Below are 26,380 nucleotides of genomic sequence, written 5' to 3' on the forward strand. Positions count from 1 at the left end.
TAACCCCTCTGCCTAAAAATTTTCTTGTCATTCCGGAAGAAGCAGATATCATAAATAACAGCAGGCATTGGGACCGCCCATTGCCACAATAAACTCTATATGAAAAAACCTACTTATATAGTACGGAAGAGATCAAATAAAACTTTGCAAAAACTAAAGCAGTTACAAATAAATTATATAAATTACTGACAAAATTTACTTATCTATACATAACCAAACTTAATCTTAATTTGCGTCAAGCTAAATGGCCGTTTTACTCACTAGTAAGCTGTTAGAAGATTAATAATTAACCACACCTTATGCAGCTAAATTACTTTCCAATAGAATTTGAATTCGAAAAATACCAGCTCAATGCTGAACCCTACAGTCATGAGCGCCTTGGCGAATTACGGGCTTTACATAATAATACGCACTCTTTTTTTAGGAACGGCGATCTAATTTACATATCCAATAAAGACGACAATACCGGCACTGCAATTGGTAGTTTAGCTGAACGCAGCATATTTGGCAATTCCCAAATTACAGCATCGCTCATTAAACATTTGTTCTTCCGCACTTTCAAGGAGCGCTTCCAGCAGCACACGCCTGTTGATTTTTATCCGTTCCGTTTTTTCTCTGGACAGCAACGAGACGATATCATCTTTGATTTCCTCCCGGACAATCTGAAGAACCGTATAGGCTATAAAAAACTAATTGAAGTGCAGCTTCGTCTAACGGAAATAGAAAACAAAAAGCAATTTGGATTTTTAATCAACATTAAACGCAATTGGATTTTTGATAAAACCTGTGCAGAGCTGCATTCCGAAAATTATAACTTGATCGGTGCTGAGGTGTTACACGCGGAAACTTTGCCGGGACTTACAAATATCCTGGCACCCAACGAGGACTTCATAGGGGAGATTCTTTCTATAAGTGGAACAAAAGCAAAAATTAATACCAATGAGGGCGAAAAAGAATATGATTTGGGCGAACTTTTTATCCGTAAAACCAAACGTAGCATAGGAAATTATCTTGCATTTGCAATCTCTCAGGAAAAAAGTGATGAAATATTAAGGCTCATAGAGAATAAAAGATCTGATATTTATGATACAAAGAAGCTATATAGTGAAATTAACAGTATAGCAAAAGCGCTTTTTACTGAGAATGGCAACCCGGTACTGTTTCAAAACAAGGATGGTTTCTGTTTTACAGTTAAATCGAGTCCATTAACAGTTTACAACAGCATTGAAATCAAGCCACCTACTTTCATTTTTGATCCTGCCGCAACAAAAACAACAAATTCCTTTCCTGATAACGGCCTTAACAATTTCGGCCCTTATGACAGTAACATCTTTGATATCAAATCTCCCAATGTTTTGTGCGTATGCAACAAAACAATTAGAGGAAATTTTACGCAATTTCTATCTAACCTAAGGGATGGCTTGCCACAGTCAAGGTATTTCCAAAAAGGGTTGCAAAAAAAGTACGACCTGCATAGTGTATCGTTTAATATTAAAGAAATCCACAGCAATACCTTAGAACAGTACTTGAAAGCAATAACTGACGATGACGATAGCAAACCACATTTAGCCATCATTGAAATACCCGAAAATTTTAAACAATATAGTGATCAGACCAACCCCTACTATCAAATAAAAGCAAAACTTTTAGCTCTTGAGATACCAGTTCAATTTATTACGACCAGGATTATCAATAATTACAATGAGTACATCCTTAACTCGATAGCTTTACAAATTTATGCAAAACTGGGAGGAACTCCGTGGGTCCTGCCGACGCAGCGTTCTGTGGATCGCGAACTGGTAATCGGTATCGGTCACAGCTGGCTTAGAAAAAATCAATATACTGGATCAGAATCCAACCGCGTAGTCGGAATTACAACATTTCTTTCCAGTGACGGACAATACCTCCTTGGAGATAAGGTTAAAGACGTATCATATGAAAATTATTTTGATGAACTCCTAAAAAGTCTTAAACAATCCATACATAGGCTTTCATCTGAACAAGGCTGGAATGACGATGAGACTGTGCGCCTAATATTTCACATTTTCAAGCCAATTAAAAATACAGAATTTGATGTGATTACCCAGCTCATAAAAGACATTTCACAATACAGAATAAAATTTGCTTTTGTTACTATTGGTAATATACATCCGACCACATTATTTGACATCAATCAGCCAGGAATTGGTTCCTATGGATCAACTGTCAAAAAAGGCGAATACATACCGGTGCGGGGAAGCAACGTTTTCCTTGATTCGGAAACCTGCATTGTACAAATGTTGGGCGCAAGCGAATTAAAAACGTCTAAACACGGAATGAGCAAACCAATCCAGATTAAAATTCTCACGCCTCAGGGCAACTATAATAATACGGAGATAAATGATATGTTATTCTATGATTTGACCTACATAACACAGCAGATTTTTTCCTTTACTTATTTGTCATGGAGAAGTTTTCTGCCTGGTGAAGAACCGGCTACAATGAAATATTCAAATCTGATTTCAAGACTTTTGGGGAAAATGAGAAACGTTCAGGGCTGGGATCCTGATACACTAAAATATGGATTAAAACGAAAAAAATGGTTTCTATAGACAACAGAATCACCTACAAGGACAGGATAAAAAGCAGTGCAAAACTTGTCGCATTTGACCAATTTTTAAGCGGTTCTGCCCTTAATTTGAATCTTAATTCAGAAGTTAGTGATTCCGACAAGCAGTTTGTGAAAATGATTGCAGCAATCCAAACAAATAACAAGACCGCTTTTGAGCAGATTTACTCGTTAAAAAGCAAGAGTAATCCCAGCAGGGATTCACCAGCTCCCTTTGTAAATGACGATTATATGATTTTAATATTAATTATTGGTATCCAAAAATTTGGTTTTGATACTAACTGGATAAAAAATATTCTCTCCATACGCAGCAGAAACATTATAACTATTACGCTTGAAAATATTCTAAATAAAAATTACTCCAGTACAAGCAATCAAATGGAAGTTGTCTTAGTTTATTTAAACCTGTATGATCAATCATTCATTAATAACCATCTTCTTAACAACACTTTTAAAAGCATAATGGACAATACGGTACTGTTTGAAAATAGAAATGATTTCCAAATCTTGTCTGCGCTAAGGGCATATGAACTAATTATTGAATTGAAAGAAGGGCCTGATGGAAGTGAAATGCATCTGCTTAAAAAATTTAATGACAGTTTCATTCGCAGAACAAAAATCTTATCCTGGTTATTACAAGCAAGTCTTTTTTCATTCGCGGTTTATGGGTTACTAAAACTTCCTGTTTATTCTCCTGAATTTGTTAAAAAATTAATGATTATGGCTATGTATTTACGTTAATTGGAGCATCCGGCATCACTGTATTAAGTAATCAATTAAGTTTCATCAAACGAAAATCGCAAGAATTTACAATGAGGTTATTAGGTTATCCCAAAGAAATGCTTAAACAATCGTAATTGATTGTACTTAACACTAACAGTACTGGAATTATTTAAATTGAAACGGTTTAACAATAGCAGCTTTTTGGTCTTTTAAAAACAAAAACCAAGATAAAAAAACACATAACTATGAGCAATACATCTGAAAAACCAATAGTACAGAGACAGTATGGCAATACCTGGGAATTTGTATATCCCCTGTCCATTATTGATGAAAGAGTCAGTGATGAATTTTGGGAAGCTGTCGAATTTCTGGATGATAGTAACCTGATTGCGGAAAAAATGCTGAAAAAACTGGTTTTAGAGCATCCCTATTATATTGATGCTTATGTTCATCTCAGCATTGCATATCGTAGTCAGGAAAAAACCTTTGAAAGTCTTCTGACTGCTGAGAAGGCATTTAATGTGGGGATCGGATGCCTGCCAAAAGCATTTAACCTAAAAGAAGACCAACTGATATGGCCTATGTCTGATAACAGACCTTTTTTAAGGGCATGCCAAAATTGGGGAGTTGAGCTGCAATATCATACAAAATATTCCGAAGCTGTTGAAATCTACAGGTTAAATTTAGCTCTGAATCCCGAAGATCATCAGGGCATCAGATATCTCCTGCTGGAGACCTTATTTGCGTTAAAAGATTACAAACAGGCTGAAGATCTACTAAATCAATATCCAGATGATTTTACGATAGAATTTAAATTTGGCATAGTTGCAGTACATATCCTGAATGATAATTTGAAGCTGGCGGATCAGCATTTAGAGGAAGCTGTCCAGACCAATACTTTCTTTATCGATGAAGTAACCAGAACCAAACATGTAAAGCCGCTTCCTTACAGGATTTCGGGTGAACCCAACTTTGATGCCGGCAGCCCGACACGGTCAGTTCAGGAAGCATATGAGTATTGGGAGAGAAATAAAGAGCTTTATCAAAATAGGAAGATTATAAGCTATTTCAAAACTGTCCAAAAATCAGATATTCGATAATGATCCTTTAAAAACGTTGGACACATACACAAATTATCTAAAACCTTACAACTGATTCCTTTGAATGTAAAACAGAAGATTTATCTCAAATGAACATATTCTTATATAAAGCAGCTTATCAAGTTTTGAAATGGAATGGCAACCTCCCAAAAACATTCCATATAGACGCTGATTACAAAGTTATTACAACGGATTTATGCGATTTTTAATCAAAATGGTTTCTCGATATATAATTCTGCTGTCACTCGAAAATTAGTTCTAAATATCGATGCAACACGGAAATCATATTTAGGTTGTCAGCGCAGACAAAACTAAATCGATAAGAATAAAAGAACAAATCGTCTTATCCATTAAAAAAACGATCCTTCTAAGTCTCTCATCCACGTCACTGGCCAAAACCACAATTAAAAAAATCTAAAAAAAAGGTAAAGAAAACTAACTAAGAGTAGAATAATTTTAATACAAAAAGAGATGAGCAATCATCACTCATCTCTAATGTTTTTTTCTTCTATTATGTATGATTCACTACATTAAAAATTAAAAATCTCATATAACTTTGAAACACTATCTATTGCGTATATTTATTTGCTAATGCTAACTTTGTGTGACTGCCAGTCATCAACATGCAAAAGCAATGCACAATCACCATCATTATTCCACACATTACTATCTAAACCCCAATAGAAAAAATGATTAGTTGTCCCATCTTTATTTTCTGTATTACTAATTTTCCCTTTTTTTGTGTATAAAACTACCAAATCTCCTTTTTTCACAACTTTGTCCGGAAACCAATAGGGATGACGTACCTTATTAGAAACTTCTCCTGAACTGGTGTAAGTAGTGTCCAGAACCAGGAATTTCCCAATGTCAGTATCAGCCAAAATATCAATTAGAATTCTTTCATCATTGTGACCGTTGTCAATAATTTTTCTGATTTTTGCATTCATAATTTTGTTTTTAATGGTTTAAAAAAGATAAAATTTACTTTTTTCAAATATCAATCTTTGGAATGAATCTTTTTTACGGAAAACCATATTATGCTTCAAATAAATCCATTAAAGAAAGTGAATCTTTTCTGTAAACACATAGACCGGATCAGCTTCCAAACCCTTGTTCAAAATTATCATAAAAATATTCTGAAGTAAATCCTTTATAAACCAATCCAAAACTATCACATTTTCTTCTTCTTCAACACCAGATGCTTCAGCGCCGGATCATGCAGCAGCCTTTCCATCTCGGTATAGATGATTTCCTGCACATCGCTTCTGATCTGTGCGAAATTCTGCTGGATCATCGCATCATCGAGTTTGCGAACAGCAAGTATTTCAACGTAACTTTCCTCTTCTCTGCGCAGCGCTTCATGGTCATTTATTATCTCGGAATGGAAGGTCTTAAGCTCTATCTTACAGTCTGGATTATCGGTGTCATGCCGACAAATTCCCCCGAACTCAAGTACGAAATCTTCGATGCGAGAACGGCAGATTCAAGCTGTCTGGAACGGCTGACCGATGTGTCTTCGCTGTTGATTGAAACACTTTCCCTGTCCTGCACTATCTTCCAAAAACGCTCGGGAACTCATTAAAAATGAGGCTTGATTTTAGCTTCCCTTTTTTGTTGACCAGCTTGATCAAACGGTTGACATACAGCGATAAAACGGCTCCGTAAATCTGGATCTTCTGCGGATTGTTTCCCATGCAGACAATCTTCGGCTCATCGGGATTATTGATATCGAGCATAAAATCATTTCCTGAGAGCACATAATAGAACTGTGGGAAAGAAAGCCGTGCCATGGCGATTTTCGCCAAGGCAATCTGCCCTTCCAATTGGTCCATCGCATCATTGAGATAGGCAGGCAGAGAGACTTAAAAAACTGCGGCAGAGCAGTGGCCGGATTCCATATAAAACGGTACTAATATTATTTTTTATTCTAATCCGTAATTTTCATCCTTACGTTTTTCTCTTTCGATCTTTTCTTCAAAATCAATTATATTTTCTTTAGCGAATTCTTGAATTTTAACTTGTGGATGATTTAAAAGCTGCTGCAATAAATTTATTCTAGATTCGAATAAAGGAACTAGTGATCCTGACCAAAAATAGCTGTGAAGCACACTACTTAGGTTCTGTAAAAAAACGTCATTTTCGGCAAATCTATTGAACATTTCCATTGCAAGTGCTGACCAAACTTCTTCGTCTTGATTTTTGACGGAAAATTGTATGAATTGGATAATTTTTTGCGGTGATTCAAATGGATATTGATCCATCCAATCAAGTAATTTGCTTTCCTCAAAATTATGATATGCCTTTAATAACTTTTTAAGATTGTACCAACCATAAAAGTCATTTCGCTGCATTTCAAGCGCAATAATAGGCCATGAAATATTCCAATAATCCTTGAGAATAATTTCTAAAATATCTTCTATGCTATTTTCATGTTTTAAGGATAATTCTTTTGTTGCACTTATAACTTCATTAGCAAGAAATTGAACTGTCGAATCATCTAAACCTTTTGCTTCTAGTTTTCTTAAAAGCTCAACATATTGACGCATTGAGAATGCATTGTATGTTCCTTCTCCTTTTAAAATACCTTCCCTTTGAAGCAATTGTGTAAAAAGGTTTAAAACTTTATCCGTAAGATCCAATTCTTTTTTAAAATTAAATTCACATAAATCAATAGCTACCCACCAGCCATACGGTTCGATATTTTTTAACCATTCAATGAAATTTATAATTTCATCTTCTGATAAAGTTTTTATACTTAAATATTGAAGTGATATTGCATAGTTTGGATTTTTCTCGATTAATGGATATAGAATTTCCAGGTCATTAATTTCCAAGAGTAGATATCTTGTCAATTTAATGCTATGATAATTTACTTTATCATTTTTTAAAAACCTGCTAATTGTATCTCTTATGAAATCTTGATTTAAAATCCCCGCCAAGTATCCTTCAATAAAACTAATATTCTGTTTTTCAAAAGGAATCTGCTCTAATTTCTGAATTGCAGTTTCAATTAATTCACTGTAATCCGGATTATTATTTGCTAAGTTTTTTGCAAAACCAAAAGTTAAACGCTGTTCGTCTTGAAGAAGGACATCCAAGTCATTCATCCAGCTTTTGTCCTTTAAATCAGCAAATTCATTAGCAAATTCATTAGCCTTTACTTCCGATCGATTAATAATATTCCCATCCTTGCCTTTAAAGGTAGAATAAGGAGCGAGTGCTACCATAAATTCCAATTTCTCACGAATGGTATTTTTGGTGTACTTATTTAGTAATTCTTGAATTTTGTCAAAAATATCTTTAGGCAATTCTCTCTTTTCACTTAAAATATAATCAAACTGCTGGCGAAGATTTTTATCAATTTCAGATTTTTTCTCTAACATTTTTTCAACAGCATCCACCATAGCTTTCTGGTTTCCACTAAATATCTGCGAATTGAGTCTGTTTACTAATACATCATAACTTTCTAACTGAATTACATAATTAATTATATCTTCCCAATACTTAAATATTTGCGCACCAGTAGGATTGTAATCCTGCAGCTTTTCTCCAGCCTGTAAGTCAGCACCTCCCATTCTGGTAAACCCATGCACCATTAGACCTCTATCTAATGCAGCATTAATTATATTAAAACTGCCATTTTCACTCTGAATTAATTCGTTTAAAAGTTCAATTCTATCATCTAAAGTTGCTTCTGTAGCCGGTAAAACACATTGAAACAATTGAATAAATTGCGATTTAGCATTATTCCCTATGTTCTCATTTTCAGCTACTGCCAATCTATAAAGTAGTTTTGCAGCACCATTAAAAGTTTGCTTTCTGAATACTAATCTTTCCAATGCCCAAACCAGATAACGCCTGCCCTCCTTTATTTCTATAAGTTCTTCGTTTGATTTCGTATTTAAAAATGATTCTAAAGCATTTAAAATTTTATCTGGTTCCAATTCAGCAAGCCCCATTATTATTCTTGCACCTTGATCGGAGTTAACAAATTCATATTTAGTCAGTAAGCCACCTTCTACTGACAGAATTTCTATTAAATGATGTGCTCCTTTTAATTTGTTCAGCTCGATTAATCTTTTACTGAATTGTTTTGACAAACCAATTTCGGTGATTTTTGTAAAAAACTGTTCTACATCTTCGTTTGCCAATTTCTCAAGTCTGTTAAAAGCTAATTCTTCAACAAAGACCTCTAAAACAATAAAGTCTCCAGCAATTTTAACAATACCTATTTCTTCTAACTTATTGATAATAAGTTCGAGATCTTCCCTTGTGGCAATCCCCGTTTGAGACAATAAAAATTCAGACTGCGGCTGGAAACTGTCATAATACCCCACATGCGTAAAAAGAGAAAGCTCCTCTAACAGATTTAATACTTCGGGTTCACCTAAATCTGCACCTAAAAGCTGATTCCATTTTTCGTTATAATCAGTTGAAAACCCCTCGGACCCTTCTGGTATTTTTCCAATCATAGCAAGCGCATTCCTTAAATTCCCTTTAGCATTCTCAATAATGAAGTTTGTATTTCTAGGATTCCCATTCTCATTTGATATTTTTTCAATTATTTCATTGGCAAAATCTTGATCAACGAAATGGCTTGCTCCCTCACCGTCTTCATCATTACTGATTGTTAATAAGCTTATATGCGAATCATAGAAATATTCATTAAAAACTTTTTTATAGATTTTTAAAGGACAATTATCAAGTATGACAATTTTTCGCTGATTAAGTGTTTGAAGATCCAATAATTTGTTTTCAATCGATCTATAATCACTTCCATCAATATCATAATATAAAATCTTCTCTAAATTATCAACTTTAGGAAGTGAGCTGTCAATTTCTCTATATAGCTCATATGCTAATCTTGTTTTACCAGAATTTTTAGGGCCGACAATTCTTTGAGGTCGATCTGTTCTTTCTAAGTCAATTCTAAGCTGTTTAATTTTTTCTTTGATATTCGAAGTTGGTAAATAAACTGTCTGATAATCTTTCGGCGACCAATCTTTGTGTAATCTTAGTGGCTTCCATTTATCTCTTTGATAGTCACTCTCTGAATGAATTGCTGCTTTTATTGCATCATAAAAATCTTTAGCTAACTCAGCTCTAACAGCTTTTCTGTTTTCATTATTTGATTCATTTAAATTATATGTAATTCCCCAACGAAACCCTTTTAAATCAACAGGCAAATCACTAGGGCTTCCATATGCCTCATTCATTACAGCTAAAGTTCTGTAAGTTCCCTTTTTGGCCCAAGCATAGCCGGTTTCTAAAAGAACATTTGGGTTTGGAGAAAGTTTACGATCTCCTTTTGGTATTCTGATAGAAGTAGAATCTGCATCTTCACCAATTATTTCAGCAGCTAAAAATTCTTTTGCAGATGTATATGTTAAATCGACAATAACCATATCTGATTCATTACTTTTCCTTAACATTTCATCAATTAACAATGGAGTACCAGGAGTTTTTCTAAAACCAAAATCTAATAATACATTTGTTCCTTCTGACCTGAATTTGGCAATTGCAATCTCAATTGCAGATTGAATAAATCCTTTTCCGAATTTATCTTCTACATCCATCTGGAATGCAAAGAAAACCTTATAATTCATTTCTACTTATTTATATAATTCATTATTAAGACCAACAATGGTTCTCTCCCATCTGCCACAGTCAAATATAAGAATTCATGTAATGTAAAATCATCTTACCAATTTAAATAACGATTTAATCATGGATTTCTAACAAAAAGTGGAGAAGAAATTAGCCTGAATTAATATAACAACTTTATTGTCAAACTCTTAAATGCTTTTATGGTTCAAAGCCGAAACTTCTTTTTTTATTGCAGCAAATCTCTATGTATTCAAAAATTCGCTTCTAATAATTCATCGATCAAAATAACGCTATGAGTATAGCTCCTAAATCACAGCAATTAAAGATGGAAGTGATACCTTTTTTGCCACAAAAAGTTAAGGCGGTTTTTAAAGATATTTCACCAGTCTAAGTTTTGTGGTAGAATCCTGGCGCATGGAGTTTTTGAAAACTAGAAGCTCAGCAAAATCAAGGTCTAAGAAGTTTAGGTTCGAAACTTTTAGAGGACGATATTTGGGATAATAAAATATTTAAATGGATCAACTAGATTCTGGGTGCAGAATCGGTGCACCTAGATTCAAGATACAATTTAAAACACTATAAAACAGCTACTTGAAACCTTAAGTTCGAAACATTACTAAATTATCTAAATGAAATATAGACTGTTTCTTTTTTACTTTTTATTTTTTGTCAGTACATAATAATTCCATTGGTTTATAGAATTTACTACTAACTATCATCCATGTTACCCAACCGGGTCTTTTATTAAAATATTGCTAACAAAAATTATTACCAAAATTTTTAATTCATTTAATTTTCCTACTCTGTTGTAAAATTGTAGCACAAGCTATTTTTTAAAACTAGAGAATCATTTATTGGCAAAGTTTAGATTTAAATATATTATAAAAGCTCCTTGTTTTTTAGTTGTTTTTTTTATTTTAACAGGTTCGATTCGCGATCACAACACCAAGGAATAGAATTCTATATCTAAAAATGTTGAAAAAATTAGTAATAAGTTTTGTGGCAAAAATATGGTACATGGCATTTGGAGTCGATATCTTTTTTTTACTACTGTTATATAAATTGACATCTACTTAAAAATCTAAAAACGAAAATATCAGATTAGTTAACGAATTAAAAAACTTAGATTATGAGTACGGATGATCATAAATATTTTATGGTATTTACAATAACTTTTTTATTTAAATATTTTTCTAACAACTAAAGCTTAATTTATCTATTTTTACTTTAGTTTAGTCCCCTAAACAAATTTAAATTTGGAAGATTTGAATTTAAACAGAAAGTCCTTTACTCTTTGTAAAGGACTTTTTTTAAATTTTTTGATTATTACATTTCATAAATCAAGAAATCCTTCAACAATGGTTCTGTCGCATCTGTCAGAATCAGATATAAGAATTTAAGTAATTTAAAATTTAACCCGCTAGTTTACAGGATGATTTAAACATAGATATCCCTGGTCTAACCATCTGATTCTTTCTAAGCATATGCACAACTTCAATTCCACTCAATGTTCGCCTAGCCGATTCAAAACTTTTAAAGCCTAATCCGTTTTGTATGCGCCATTTTATAAATCGATGGTCCTGTTCGGCAATATTGTTGAGATATTTACACTGCCGGATTTTAATCTTTGAGAATGAACGTTTGTTACAGACTTTGATTGCTGCAGTATTAGAACCGCTTTTATCAATGTTTATTACTCTTGGCCGGCAATTATTATTAATTGCTTTAATTAGAAAAGACTGAGCGCCTATCTTTGTCTTTTTCTGGTCAAAAGAAAGTCAACCGTATTACCCAATTTATCTACCGCTCGATATAAATAACACCATATACCTTTTACTTTGATATAGGTCTCATCCAATCTCCAGCTCGTCCCCACTCTGCCTTTTCTCTTCTTTATTTCTAACTCGATGAAAGGTGTAAACGTATAGCCCCAGCGTTGAATAGTAGCATGATCAACATGAACTCCGTGCATTTTCATGATCTCTTATACATCCCTGTAAGTAAGGGTAAATCTTAATTTAAAATACACTGCCCGAAGAAGAATAGATTTTGGATAGCTCTGACCTTTGGTATTCATTTTTTTTAGTTTTAAAATTCCAAAGATAAAAGCTATTCCCAAATGCGACAGAACCCTTTTAAGAAATATAGGTCTATTTGAATAGAACTGACCAAAAAACGGGCTATTCTAATCCATAATTAGGAATTAATACTCAATCAGTTCTTAACTATATTTGAAAAAGGGGTTCAACTTTATTTAAAAAGTTAAACCCCGTTATTTTTAGAACTTACACACTTTTTAGGACTGTGTTTTTATCGATAATGATTTGTAAGTTCTTATTGCATTGAAACAATTACAAATTCACTTCTTCTGTTTAACTGATGTTCATCTTCTGTACAAGCTACATTATCTGAACATTTATTGATTAACTGACTTTCGCCATACCCTTTCCCTGATATTCTGGTTGGGGCAATTCCTCGTTTTACAAACCATTCGATTGTTGCTTTTGCTCTTTTATTAGACAATCTCATATTATATTCCTGAGTCTGTCTACTGTCTGTATGAGAACGAACATCGATTTTCATTTCAGGATATTGTTTCATTACAGCAAGTACTTTCTCTAATTCAAAAGCAGCTTCCTGACGAATAAATGATTTATCCAGATCAAAATAAATCATCGGAATATCTAAAGTTTTAGCCAAATCTGTCCCTACTTCTATTTGCTTGATTTGTTTATTTAATTTAATATCTAATTCAGGTTTATCATTTGTTGGCTGAATTGTAACCGAACTTTCATTAGTTTCATAATCTTGTTTTGAAACTCTTACATAATAGGTTTGATTGCATTTTACATCAAAATTGTAACTTCCGTTTTTATCCGAAATTATTGTTGCAATTTCCTTAAACTTATCGTCAAGCAAAATTACTTTTGCATCGGCTAAAGCTTCGTTCGTTTGAGAATCTGAAACAATTCCAAATAATTTTTTTTCACAATCCAGTCTTTTTGTTTCTGTGAATTTATAGATATCATCATTTCCAATTCCGCCTTCTTTGTTGGATGAGAAGTAACCTTTACGTGTATTGCTGTCAATTATAAAAGCAAAATCATCCAACTTGGTATTTACGGGTTCTCCAATATTTTGTACCAGATCAAAAGTAGCATCTTCCTTGATTTTTGCCACAAATACATCAAGTCCGCCTAATCCAGGACGTCCGTCGCTTGAAAAATAAAGTTCATTATCTCCGGATATAAACGGGAATGTTTCTCTTCCTTCGGTATTAATTGCTGTTCCTAAATTTTCCGGTTTCCCGAATGTTCCATCTTCATTAATAACAACACTAAACAAATCCGATTGTCCTAAAGTTCCCGGCATATCTGATGCAAAATACAGCTTTTTTTCGTCCAGACTTAAAGCCGGATGTGCAATACTGTATTGATCACTATTAAAAGGCAACTCAATAATATTTGCCCATTTATCATTTACAAATTCGGCTTTGTACAACTTTAATAATGTAATTCTTTTATTGTCTTTTCCTTTTTTACCTCCTAAAAAATTGTTTCGGGTAAAATACATTGTCTTTCCATCTTTGGTGAAAACCGGAGAAGATTCATTGAATTTTGAATTGATTTTTTTCTCAAACCGAATTGGATTATCTAAAGTTCCATCCGCTTTTAATTCCGCAGCATATAAATTCGTAAACGATTTATTTGTCCATTTAAATGTTTTTTTAATAACACTTCCAGTATCACGAGCAGAAGCAAATACTAATTTATTATTATAAATTGTACTTCCGTAATCTGATTGTTTCGAATTAATTCCGGCATTTGCAATATCAAATCTTCCTGAATTCGCTTTAATCTGCTCCAGATAATTTTTATTGTTTTCGAATAAAACGCCTCTTGTATCAGTTTTTACTTTCGCATTAAAAATTTCAAGCATTTTATCTGCTTTGGCATAATCACCCACAGATTTCAACGTCTGAGCATATCTGTAATAATATTCAGGTTCTTGTTGCTCGTTAAAAGCAAAAAGGGCGTCATACCACTTTGCAGCTTTCGGTAATTCGGCATTAAAATAATAGGAGTTTCCTAATCTCTGAAACATTTTTTCATCCTTATATCCGCTTTCTGCTACTTTTTCATAAATAGCGATAGCGTCTACAAAAGCATATTGATTGTACTCCTTCTCTGCTTTATTTAAAACTGTTTTTTGAGCCGTTCCGTTAAAACAAACAGACGACAAAACAGCAGCATAAATTATATTTTTAACTTTCATAATTAGAAAAATCTTGGTGAAGTTATACGTCCATATTTATTTAAGAATTCAAAACGGAGGAATATCTCGTGCGATCCTGAATTATAATTCACTAATTTGGTTGTTTCACGATCGTAAGCATAACCCAAATACAAACCATCTGTGATTTGAAAACCAGCCAGTGCACTTACCGAAGCGCTCCATCTGTAAGCCACTCCAATTACAAATTTATCGTTGAACATAAAGTTAGCCGATGCATCTACTTGCAATGGTGAACCTTCGACCATTTTTGTCATTATAGCCGGTTTAAATTTTACGGTTTCATAACGATCTAATTCAAATACATAACCTGCGATAAAATAATAGTTGATTTTGTCTTTGTAAATCGCAACATCATTATCATCATAACGATTGGTCTGAATGAAATTAGGAACCGATAAACCTACATAAGCTTTATCTGTATGCCAGTAAACTCCGGCTCCAATATTAGGCGTGAATTTATTTTTAAAATCCTGAAATTGCGGATCTCCCTGATCTTCCGGTGTTAATTTAGTTGGATCTAATTTGAATAAATTTGCTGATCCTTTTATGCCAAAAGATAATTTGGCTGTAGCCGATGTTGGTATAGAATACGAAAAATCTGCCGATAAGTTATTCTCATTCGTTGGACCTATTTTATCATTGATTAATGAAACTCCTAACCCAACGTTATTACCAACTGGTGTATTTACAGAAAAACTACTTGTTTCCGGCGCGCCATCTAACCCAACCCATTGGGTACGATATAAACCAAAAATACTCAGTACTCCACGTGATCCCGCATAAGCAGGATTCACATTAATGGTATTGTACATATATTGTGTAAATTGTGCATCCTGCTGTGCAAAGCTCGCAGTTGAACAAAACAGTAAAACTAAAATTAACTTTTTCATTTTTTTCATTTTTAATTACAGCTCAACTTCAACAAGCCAATTAATTAGCATAGAATATTATTTGGTCAAGTACAGATAACCCGCTTCCTGATGAGGAGTAGATTGATGGTCTTTATATTTTATGATATAATAATATGTTCCCTCTGGTAATCCTTTTGATTCTTTAATGGTAACACGTCCTTCTGAAATTCCTCTAAAGGCAACATCGGTATTATTGTAATGATCTCTTTCAAAAACCAATACACCCCAACGATTATAAATTTGAACTGTGTTGTCAGGATAACATTCTATTCCTTGTATATAGAATCTTTCGTTCATACTATCACCATTTATTGAAACGGCATTAAAAATTTTGATTACACAACCACTTAATAATAAAACTGTTGGATTGTCACCTAGATTATTTATGTTATCTGACTTATCCTCAACTTTAATTCCACTTAGAGTACTACCCATTACACTAGCCTGATTACTAATACTTCCATTATTAATATCATTTTGCGTGATGCTATATTGAGCACTAAAAGAAACTTCATCCGTATCATTTACATTCAAATCTATTGGACCTCCTGACATAATAATACCAGCTAATGGATCTAAAACAGTAATATTGTACAAAGGAACATTTCCAGTATTAGTAACCTTGAAGTTATAAGTTATAGTTTCGCCAGCATCTGCATTCCCATTACTATTTTCATCATTAAATACCGCTGTCTTAATTATGGCAATTGATGGAACTTCAACAATCGCCGGGGCACTTACTACTACCGTAGAGCTAATAGTACTACAATTCAATGGGTTGTTTACTTCACAAATCGTATAGCTTACTGAATAGTTTCCAGATGGGGTGTTGGCCGGAACTGTTACTGTTCCATCTGCATTTACTACTAGTCCTGATCCTACTGGAACCGTACTTGATGTGATTTGTACATTCCCTGCTGCAGTACCTACTACTACTGGGCTTCCATTTAAGGTATCGTTGCCCGTTAATGCCGTGGTGGTGCCACCTGGTAATCCATTAACCGAAGGGGTCGTTTCTGTTACCGCAACAATCGCCGGGGCACTTACTACTACCGTAGAGCTAATAGTACTACAATTCAATGGGTTGTTTACTTCACAAATCGTATAGCTTACTGAATAGTTTCCAGATGGGGTGTTGGCCGGAACTGTTACTGTTCCATCTGCATTTACTACTAGTCCTGATCCTACTGGAACCGTACTTGATGTGATTTGTACATTCCCTGCTGCAGTACCTACTACTACTGGGCTTCCATTTAAGGTATCGTTGCCCGTTAATGCCGTGGTGGTGCCACCTGGTAATCCATTAACCGAAGGGGTCGTTTCTGTTACCGCAACAATCGCCGGGGCACTTACTACTACCGTAGAGCTAATAGTACTACAATTCAATGGGTTGTTTACTTCACAAATCGTATAGCTTACTGAATAGTTTCCAGATGGGGTGTTGGCCGGAACTGTTACTGTTCCATCTGCATTTACTACTAGTCCTGATCCTACTGGAACCGTACTTGATGTGATTTGTACATTCCCTGCTGCAGTACCTACTACTACTGGGCTTCCATTTAAGGTATCGTTGCCCGTTAATGCCGTGGTGGTGCCACCTGGTAATCCATTAACCGAAGGGGTCGTTTCTGTTACCGCAACAATCGCCGGGGCACTTACTACTACCGTAGAGCTAATAGTACTACAATTCAATGGGTTGTTTACTTCACAAATCGTATAGCTTACTGAATAGTTTCCAGATGGGGTGTTGGCCGGAACTGTTACTGTTCCATCTGCATTTACTACTAGTCCTGATCCTACTGGAACCGTACTTGATGTGATTTGTACATTCCCTGCTGCAGTACCTACTACTACTGGGCTTCCATTTAAGGTGTCGTTGTTCGTTAATGCCGTGGTGGTGCCACCTGGTAATCCATTAACCGAAGGGGTCGTTTCTGTTACCGCAACAATCGCCGGGGCACTTACTACTACCGTAGAGCTAATAGTACTACAATTCAATGGGTTGTTTACTTCACAAATCGTATAGCTTACTGAATAGTTTCCAGATGGGGTGTTGGCCGGAACTGTTACTGTTCCATCTGCATTTACTACTAGTCCTGATCCTACTGGAACCGTACTTGATGTGATTTGTACATTCCCTGCTGCAGTACCTACTACTACTGGGCTTCCATTTAAGGTATCGTTGCCCGTTAATGCCGTGGTGGTGCCACCTGGTAATCCATTAACCGAAGGGGTCGTTTCTGTTACCGCAACAATCGCCGGGGCACTTACTACTACCGTAGAGCTAATAGTACTACAATTCAATGGGTTGTTTACTTCACAAATCGTATAGCTTACTGAATAGTTTCCAGATGGGGTGTTGGCCGGAACTGTTACTGTTCCATCTGCATTTACTACTAGTCCTGATCCTACTGGAACCGTACTTGATGTGATTTGTACATTCCCTGCTGCAGTACCTACTACTACTGGGCTTCCATTTAAGGTATCGTTGCCCGTTAATGCCGTGGTGGTGCCACCTGGTAATCCATTAACCGAAGGGGTCGTTTCTGTTACCGCAACAATCGCCGGGGCACTTACTACTACCGTAGAGCTAATAGTACTACAATTCAATGGGTTGTTTACTTCACAAATCGTATAGCTTACTGAATAGTTTCCAGATGGGGTGTTGGCCGGAACTGTTACTGTTCCATCTGCATTTACTACTAGTCCTGATCCTACTGGAACCGTACTTGATGTGATTTGTACATTCCCTGCTGCAGTACCTACTACTACTGGGCTTCCATTTAAGGTGTCGTTGTCCGTTAATGCCGTGGTGGTGCCACCTGGTAATCCATTAACCGAAGGGGTCGTTTCTGTTACCGCAACAATCGCCGGGGCACTTACTACTACCGTAGAGCTAATAGTACTACAATTCAATGGGTTGTTTACTTCACAAATCGTATAGCTTACTGAATAGTTTCCAGATGGGGTGTTGGCCGGAACTGTTACTGTTCCATCTGCATTTACTACTAGTCCTGATCCTACTGGAACCGTACTTGATGTGATTTGTACATTCCCTGCTGCAGTACCTACTACTACTGGGCTTCCATTTAAGGTATCGTTGCCCGTTAATGCCGTGGTGGTGCCACCTGGTAATCCATTAACCGAAGGGGTCGTTTCTGTTACCGCAACAATCGCCGGGGCACTTACTACTACCGTAGAGCTAATAGTACTACAATTCAATGGGTTGTTTACTTCACAAATCGTATAGCTTACTGAATAGTTTCCAGATGGGGTGTTGGCCGGAACTGTTACTGTTCCATCTGCATTTACTACTAGTCCTGATCCTACTGGAACCGTACTTGATGTGATTTGTACATTCCCTGCTGCAGTACCTACTACTACTGGGCTTCCATTTAAGGTATCGTTGCCCGTTAATGCCGTGGTGGTGCCACCTGGTAATCCATTAACCGAAGGGGTCGTTTCTGTTACCGCAACAATCGCCGGGGCACTTACTACTACCGTAGAGCTAATAGTACTACAATTCAATGGGTTGTTTACTTCACAAATCGTATAGCTTACTGAATAGTTTCCAGATGGGGTGTTGGCCGGAACTGTTACTGTTCCATCTGCATTTACTACTAGTCCTGATCCTACTGGAACCGTACTTGATGTGATTTGTACATTCCCTGCTGCAGTACCTACTACTACTGGGCTTCCATTTAAGGTATCGTTGCCCGTTAATGCCGTGGTGGTGCCACCTGGTAATCCATTAACCGAAGGGGTCGTTTCTGTTACCGCAACAATCGCCGGGGCACTTACTACTACCGTAGAGCTAATAGTACTACAATTCAATGGGTTGTTTACTTCACAAATCGTATAGCTTACTGAATAGTTTCCAGATGGGGTGTTGGCCGGAACTGTTACTGTTCCATCTGCATTTACTACTAGTCCTGATCCTACTGGAACCGTACTTGATGTGATTTGTACATTCCCTGCTGCAGTACCTACTACTACTGGGCTTCCATTTAAGGTGTCGTTGTTCGTTAATGCCGTGGTGGTGCCACCTGGTAATCCATTAACCGAAGGGGTCGTTTCTGTTACCGCAACAATCGCCGGGGCACTTACTACTACCGTAGAGCTAATAGTACTACAATTCAATGGGTTGTTTACTTCACAAATCGTATAGCTTACTGAATAGTTTCCAGATGGGGTGTTGGCCGGAACTGTTACTGTTCCATCTGCATTTACTACTAGTCCTGATCCTACTGGAACCGTACTTGATGTGATTTGTACATTCCCTGCTGCAGTACCTACTACTACTGGGCTTCCATTTAAGGTATCGTTGCCCGTTAATGCCGTGGTGGTGCCACCTGGTAATCCATTAACCGAAGGGGTCGTTTCTGTTACCGCAACAATCGCCGGGGCACTTACTACTACCGTAGAGCTAATAGTACTACAATTCAATGGGTTGTTTACTTCACAAATCGTATAGCTTACTGAATAGTTTCCAGATGGGGTGTTGGCCGGAACTGTTACTGTTCCATCTGCATTTACTACTAGTCCTGATCCTACTGGAACCGTACTTGATGTGATTTGTACATTCCCTGCTGCAGTACCTACTACTACTGGGCTTCCATTTAAGGTATCGTTGCCCGTTAATGCCGTGGTGGTGCCACCTGGTAATCCATTAACCGAAGGGGTCGTTTCTGTTACCGCAACAATCGCCGGGGCACTTACTACTACCGTAGAGCTAATAGTACTACAATTCAATGGGTTGTTTACTTCACAAATCGTATAGCTTACTGAATAGTTTCCAGATGGGGTGTTGGCCGGAACTGTTACTGTTCCATCTGCATTTACTACTAGTCCTGATCCTACTGGAACCGTACTTGATGTGATTTGTACATTCCCTGCTGCAGTACCTACTACTACTGGGCTTCCATTTAAGGTATCGTTGCCCGTTAATGCCGTGGTGGTGCCACCTGGTAATCCATTAACCGAAGGGGTCGTTTCTGTTACCGCAACAATCGCCGGGGCACTTACTACTACCGTAGAGCTAATAGTACTACAATTCAATGGGTTGTTTACTTCACAAATCGTATAGCTTACTGAATAGTTTCCAGATGGGGTGTTGGCCGGAACTGTTACTGTTCCATCTGCATTTACTACTAGTCCTGATCCTACTGGAACCGTACTTGATGTGATTTGTACATTCCCTGCTGCAGTACCTACTACTACTGGGCTTCCATTTAAGGTGTCGTTGTTCGTTAATGCCGTGGTGGTGCCACCTGGTAATCCATTAACCGAAGGGGTCGTTTCTGTTACCGCAACAATCGCCGGGGCACTTACTACTACCGTAGAGCTAATAGTACTACAATTCAATGGGTTGTTTACTTCACAAATCGTATAGCTTACTGAATAGTTTCCAGATGGGGTGTTGGCCGGAACTGTTACTGTTCCATCTGCATTTACTACTAGTCCTGATCCTACTGGAACCGTACTTGATGTGATTTGTACATTCCCTGCTGCAGTACCTACTACTACTGGGCTTCCATTTAAGGTATCGTTGCCCGTTAATGCCGTGGTGGTGCCACCTGGTAATCCATTAACCGAAGGGGTCGTTTCTGTTACCGCAACAATCGCCGGGGCACTTACTACTACCGTAGAGCTAATAGTACTACAATTCAATGGGTTGTTTACTTCACAAATCGTATAGCTTACTGAATAGTTTCCAGATGGGGTGTTGGCCGGAACTATTACTGTTCCATCTGCATTTACTACTAGTCCTGATCCTACTGGAACCGTACTTGATGTGATTTGTACATTCCCTGCTGCAGTACCTACTACTACTGGGCTTCCATTTAAGGTGTCGTTGTTCGTTAATGCCGTGGTGGTGCCACCTGGTAATCCATTAACCGAAGGGGTCGTTTCTGTTACCGCAACAATTATATTTATAGGTGTTGGAGTAACACTAGAGGTATTATTTCCAGGGGTAGGATCTGCTTCATTGGCAGCTATACTCGCACTGTTGGTATACGTTCCAGAGGCATTGACTGTGGCAATGATAGATAAGGTAGTATTCGATCCATTGGCTAAAGCACCAATCGCCCAGATTCCTGTTCCACTTGTATAGGTTCCTGAAGCTGTGCTGGCGCTTACAAAAGTATAACCGGAAGGTAAAATATCCGTTACACTTACTCCTGTTGCGTTGCTTGGACCTGCATTGGTTGCTGTTAAAGTAAAAGTAACATTACTGCCAACATTAGGCGTAGCGCTACTTGCGGTTTTGGTTATACCAACATTAGACTGCGCAACCGGGGTTGGGGTAACACTAGAGGTATTATTTCCAGGAGTAGGATCTGCTTCATTGGCAGCTATACTCGCACTGTTGGTATACGTTCCAGAGGCATTGACTGTGGCAATGATAGATAAGGTAGCATTCGCTCCATTGGCTAAAGCACCAATCGCCCAGATTCCAGTTCCACTTGTATAGGTTCCTGAAGCTGTGCTGGCACTTACAAAAGTATAACCGGAAGGTAAAATATCCGTTACACTTACTCCTGTTGCGTTGCTTGGACCTGCATTGGTTGCTGTTAAAGTAAAAGTAACATTACTGCCAACATTAGGCGTAGCGCTACTTGCGGTTTTGGTTATACCAACATTAGACTGTGCAACCGGGGTTGGGGTAACACTAGAGGTATTATTTCCAGGGGTAGGATCTGCTTCATTGGCAGTTATACTCGCACTGTTGGTATACGTTCCTGAGGCATTGACTGTGGCAATGATAGATAAGGTAGCATTCGATCCATTGGCTAAAGTACCAATGGCCCAGATTCCTGTTCCACTTGTATAGGTTCCTGAAGCTGTGCTGGCACTTACAAAAGTATAGCCAGAAGGTAAAATATCTGTTACACTTACTCCTGTTGCGTTGCTTGGACCTGCATTGGTTGCTGTTAAAGTAAAAGTAACATTACTGCCAACATTAGGCGTAGCGCTACTTGCGGTTTTGGTTATACCAACATTAGACTGCGCAACCGGGGTTGGGGTAACACTAGAGGTATTATTTCCAGGGGTAGGATCTGCTTCATTGGCAGCTATACTCGCACTGTTGGTATACGTTCCAGAGGCATTGACTGTGGCAATGATAGATAAGGTAGTATTCGATCCATTGGCTAAAGCACCAATCGCCCAGATTCCTGTTCCACTTGTATAGGTTCCTGAAGCTGTGCTGGCGCTTACAAAAGTATAACCGGAAGGTAAAATATCCGTTACACTTACTCCTGTTGCGTTGCTTGGACCTGCATTGGTTGCTGTTAAAGTAAAAGTAACATTACTGCCAACATTAGGCGTAGCGCTACTTGCGGTTTTGGTTATACCAACATTAGACTGCGCAACCGGGGTTGGGGTAACACTAGAGGTATTATTTCCAGGGGTAGGATCTGCTTCATTGGCAGTTATACTCGCACTGTTGGTATACGTTCCTGAGGCATTGACTGTGGCAATGATAGATAAGGTAGCATTCGCTCCATTGGCTAAAGTACCAATGGCCCAGATTCCAGTTCCACTTGTATAGGTTCCTGAAGCTGTGCTGGCACTTACAAAAGTATAACCGGAAGGTAAAATATCCGTTACACTTACTCCTGTTGCGTTGCTTGGACCTGCATTGGTTGCTGTTAAAGTAAAAGTAACATTACTGCCAACATTAGGCGTAGCGCTACTTGCGGTTTTGGTTATACCAACATTAGACTGTGCAACCGGGGTTGGGGTAACACTAGAGGTATTATTTCCAGGGGTAGGATCTGCTTCATTGGCAGTTATACTCGCACTGTTGGTATACGTTCCTGAGGCATTGACTGTGGCAATGATAGATAAGGTAGCATTCGCTCCATTGGCTAAAGCACCAATCGCCCAGATTCCAGTTCCACTTGTATAGGTTCCTGAAGCTGTGCTGGCGCTTACAAAAGTATAACCGGAAGGTAAAATATCCGTTACACTTACTCCTGTTGCGTTGCTTGGACCTGCATTGGTTGCTGTTAAAGTAAAAGTAACATTACTGCCAACATTAGGCGTAGCGCTACTTGCGGTTTTGGTTATACCAACATTAGACTGTGCAACCGGGGTTGGGGTAACACTAGAGGTATTATTTCCAGGAGTAGGATCTGCTTCATTGGCAGCTATACTCGCACTGTTGGTATACGTTCCAGAGGCATTGACTGTGGCAATGATATATAAGGTAGCATTCGCTCCATTGGCTAAAGCACCAATCGCCCAGATTCCAGTTCCACTTGTATAGGTTCCTGAAGCTGTGCTGGCACTTACAAAAGTATAACCGGAAGGTAAAATATCCGTTACACTTACTCCTGTTGCGTTGCTTGGACCTGCATTGGTTGCTGTTAAAGTAAAAGTAACATTACTGCCAACATTAGGCGTAGCGCTACTTGCGGTTTTGGTTATACCAACATTAGACTGCGCAACCGGGGTTGGGGTAACACTAGAGGTATTATTTCCAGGAGTAGGATCTGCTTCATTGGCAGCTATACTCGCACTGTTGGTATACGTTCCAGAGGCATTGACTGTGGCAATGATAGATAAGGTAGCATTCGCTCCATTGGCTAAAGCACCAATCGCCCAGATTCCAGTTCCACTTGTATAGGTTCCTGAAGCTGTGCTGGCACTTACAAAAGTATAGCCAGAAGGTAAAATATCTGTTACACTTACTCCTGTTGCAGCACTTGGGCCTGCATTAGTTGCTGTTAAAGTAAAAGTAACATTACTGCCAACATTAGGCGTAGCGCTACTTGCGGTTTTGGTTATACCAACATTAGACTGCGCAACCGGGGTTGGGGTAACACTAGAGGTATTATTTCCAGGGGTAGGATCTGCTTCATTGGCAGTTATACTCGCACTGTTGGTATACGTTCCTGAGGCATTGACTGTGGCAATGATAGATAAGGTAGCATTCGATCCATTGGCTAAAGTACCAATGGCCCAGATTCCTGTTCCACTTGTATAGGTTCCTGAAGCTGTGCTGGCACTTACAAAAGTATAGCCAGAAGGTAAAATATCTGTTACACTTACTCCTGTTGCGTTGCTTGGACCTGCATTGGTTGCTGTTAAAGTAAAAGTAACATTACTGCCAACATTAGGCGTAGCGCTACTTGCGGTTTTGGTTATACCAACATTAGACTGCGCAACCGGGGTTGGGGTAACACTAGAGGTATTATTTCCAGGGGTAGGATCTGCTTCATTGGCAGTTATACTCGCACTGTTGGTATACGTTCCTGAGGCATTGACTGTGGCAATGATAGATAAGGTAGCATTCGCTCCATTGGCTAAAGTACCAATGGCCCAGATTCCAGTTCCACTTGTATAGGTTCCTGAAGCTGTGCTGGCACTTACAAAAGTATAACCGGAAGGTAAAATATCCGTTACACTTACTCCTGTTGCGTTGCTTGGACCTGCATTGGTTGCTGTTAAAGTAAAAGTAACATTACTGCCAACATTAGGCGTAGCGCTACTTGCGGTTTTGGTTATACCAACATTAGACTGCGCAACCGGGGTTGGGGTAACACTAGAGGTATTATTTCCAGGGGTAGGATCTGCAATATCTGGAGATGCTATAGAAGCACTATTCAAATAAGGACCTGCAGCTTTTACCGTAGCAGTAATTTGCAAAGTTGGGGAAGAGCCTATATTTAATAAACCAATATCCCAAACCCCTGTCGAGGAATCGTATGTCCCAACACTTGGTGTAGCAGACACAAAAGTGTAACCAGCTGGTAACAAATCAGTAACCTTGGTATTTGGTGCATTACCAGGACCAGTATTGCCTGCTGTGAGTGTAAAAACAACATTGCTTCCCACATTTGGACTTGGGTTATTTACAGTTTTAGAAACAGAGAGATCGGCAGAAATTATACCCTCTATAATATCTAAAAAAACACCCGAATCCAACGATGCATCACCAGCGTCAGCAATTACAATTTTAAAAGTATAAGTTCCTCCAGGAGTTAAGCCAGCAATGGATTTCTTTATCGACTTTGTTAAACCATTATGTTCTGTAAAAACTGGGAAAGGTCCTGGTTGAGGCGCTGTATTCAGGTTATATTTACCTCCAGTAGTAGTTGTAATGTGACCATTATTGATATACAAAGCAGATTGAGAACCATCGTATGCAGCGACAGGTGTTGCCGGTGAGCTAAATCCAGGAATACCAGAATTTACCTTATTTATTGATGTGGCATTACCATTTGGCAATGTTGCGAAATTCTGAATTCCAGAAATACCAGGCCCCGAAACAAAAAAACCAAAAGCATCATCAAAATTAGAACCTACATAATCTGGAAACTCCTCTGAACCAAATTGATAACTAAAAAGTAGTCCCGAAACATTCGGTGCTAAAGTTATTGTAAAAGAATACGATACTAAGTCACGTGTTGCGGTAGGATCAATTAAAGATAAATTGGGATCTGATAATGTTGTAGCTCCAGCAGGGTTAAAACTATTTTGGACAGCAGTATTTTTGTTTGCTAATTCGAAAGGGGCACTTCCTGTAGTAAAGTACACACCGCTCGGTATCTGCAAACCAGCGCCACTAATACCATTAGAAAAGGTGGCAACTTGATTTGCACGCAATGTTGCGGCAGTTGCTGCTCCCGACAATGTTCCACCAACGATAACTATTCCAGGCCCATTTAAAGCGGTATTTATCTGCAAATTTGATGGATTTGTTACAATAGTAGCTTGAGCATATATTGAAGATGATATATTAAAAAGAAAAAAAACATTTATAAAAAAAGAAAAAGAATTAAAATTTAATAACTTATTCAAAATCAATAGTCCTTTGCTAAATAGAAAATAGAAAATCGATAATAAACTTTTAATTACAGAATTAATGAGTGTAAAATTATTCATACTATAGAAATTTTAATTAAAAATTGGATATCAAATTAAAATACGAGATAAATTATAAATTGGTTTTTATAACGAAGAAAAATTCCGACAAAAAAAACTAAAAACAACATCATAAACTTACAAATAAAAAGCAAAATCTTGCTAATTTTTAAAAAAAAAGAGTTTTTTTTTTAATCATCCACGGACATCAATAACCACAAGGATTATTAATTTGAAATTCGAATTAAATACTATATAAT

At 37.4% G+C, this 26,380-nt stretch carries 10 protein-coding genes and 1 pseudogene; 4 read left to right on the forward strand and 7 right to left on the reverse strand.

Annotated elements, in window-relative coordinates; translation table 11 throughout:
- Positions 1-299 precede the first annotated feature (299 nt).
- The 3 genes from M4I44_RS18190 to M4I44_RS18200 all read left to right on the forward strand — a co-directional run bounded on the left by M4I44_RS18190 (position 300) and on the right by M4I44_RS18200 (position 4,431).
- Complete coding sequence (locus tag M4I44_RS18190) at positions 300-2,591, forward strand: Piwi domain-containing protein (RefSeq protein ID WP_249965663.1); 2,292 nt, start codon at positions 300-302, stop codon at positions 2,589-2,591.
- The gene (locus M4I44_RS18195; protein WP_249965664.1) at positions 2,579-3,349 is read left to right on the forward strand and encodes a hypothetical protein; all 771 of its coding nucleotides are present in this window, start codon (positions 2,579-2,581) and stop codon (positions 3,347-3,349) included. Before M4I44_RS18190 ends, M4I44_RS18195 begins: the two co-directional genes overlap by 13 nt.
- Positions 3,350-3,576: 227 nt before the next feature.
- Entirely contained in the window at positions 3,577-4,431 is an 855-nt protein-coding gene (locus M4I44_RS18200) for a tetratricopeptide repeat protein (protein WP_249965665.1), read from the forward strand.
- Positions 4,432-5,012: 581 nt separating this feature from the next.
- Here M4I44_RS18200 and M4I44_RS18205 read toward each other — a convergent pair.
- On the reverse strand, positions 5,013-5,378 hold the full coding sequence (locus M4I44_RS18205; RefSeq protein WP_249965666.1) for a hypothetical protein: 366 nt from the start codon (positions 5,376-5,378) through the stop codon (positions 5,013-5,015).
- 269 nt (positions 5,379-5,647) lie between these two features.
- On the opposite strand from M4I44_RS18205, the gene M4I44_RS22560 reads away from it, so the two are divergent.
- Positions 5,648-6,013 (forward strand): hypothetical protein, encoded by a 366-nt coding sequence (locus M4I44_RS22560; RefSeq protein ID WP_305881773.1) that lies wholly within the window; start codon positions 5,648-5,650, stop codon positions 6,011-6,013.
- Here M4I44_RS22560 and M4I44_RS22565 read toward each other — a convergent pair.
- The 6 genes and pseudogenes from M4I44_RS22565 to M4I44_RS18235 all read right to left on the reverse strand — a co-directional run bounded on the left by M4I44_RS22565 (position 5,982) and on the right by M4I44_RS18235 (position 25,943).
- Positions 5,982-6,263, reverse strand: a complete 282-nt coding sequence (locus tag M4I44_RS22565) for a hypothetical protein (protein WP_305881774.1) — start codon at positions 6,261-6,263, stop codon at positions 5,982-5,984. The two genes, M4I44_RS22560 and M4I44_RS22565, sit on opposite strands and share 32 nt — an antisense overlap.
- 90 nt (positions 6,264-6,353) lie before the next feature.
- Complete coding sequence (locus M4I44_RS18215) at positions 6,354-10,037, reverse strand: hypothetical protein (RefSeq protein ID WP_249965667.1); 3,684 nt, start codon at positions 10,035-10,037, stop codon at positions 6,354-6,356.
- 1,413 nt (positions 10,038-11,450) lie between these two features.
- Positions 11,451-12,115: pseudogene (locus M4I44_RS18220) on the reverse strand (IS6 family transposase).
- 257 nt (positions 12,116-12,372) lie between these two features.
- Complete coding sequence (locus M4I44_RS18225; RefSeq protein WP_035629056.1) at positions 12,373-14,313, reverse strand: OmpA family protein; 1,941 nt, start codon at positions 14,311-14,313, stop codon at positions 12,373-12,375.
- A 2-nt stretch (positions 14,314-14,315) separates the two neighbouring features.
- On the reverse strand, positions 14,316-15,224 hold the full coding sequence (locus M4I44_RS18230) for a type IX secretion system membrane protein PorP/SprF (RefSeq protein WP_035629060.1): 909 nt from the start codon (positions 15,222-15,224) through the stop codon (positions 14,316-14,318).
- Between the two features lie 57 nt (positions 15,225-15,281).
- Positions 15,282-25,943, reverse strand: a complete 10,662-nt coding sequence (locus M4I44_RS18235) for a choice-of-anchor L domain-containing protein (protein WP_249965668.1) — start codon at positions 25,941-25,943, stop codon at positions 15,282-15,284.
- Positions 25,944-26,380: the final 437 nt, after the last annotated feature.

Source organism: Flavobacterium sp. B183, from assembly GCF_023539155.1.
GTDB classification, from domain to species: Bacteria; Bacteroidota; Bacteroidia; order Flavobacteriales; family Flavobacteriaceae; genus Flavobacterium; species Flavobacterium tructae.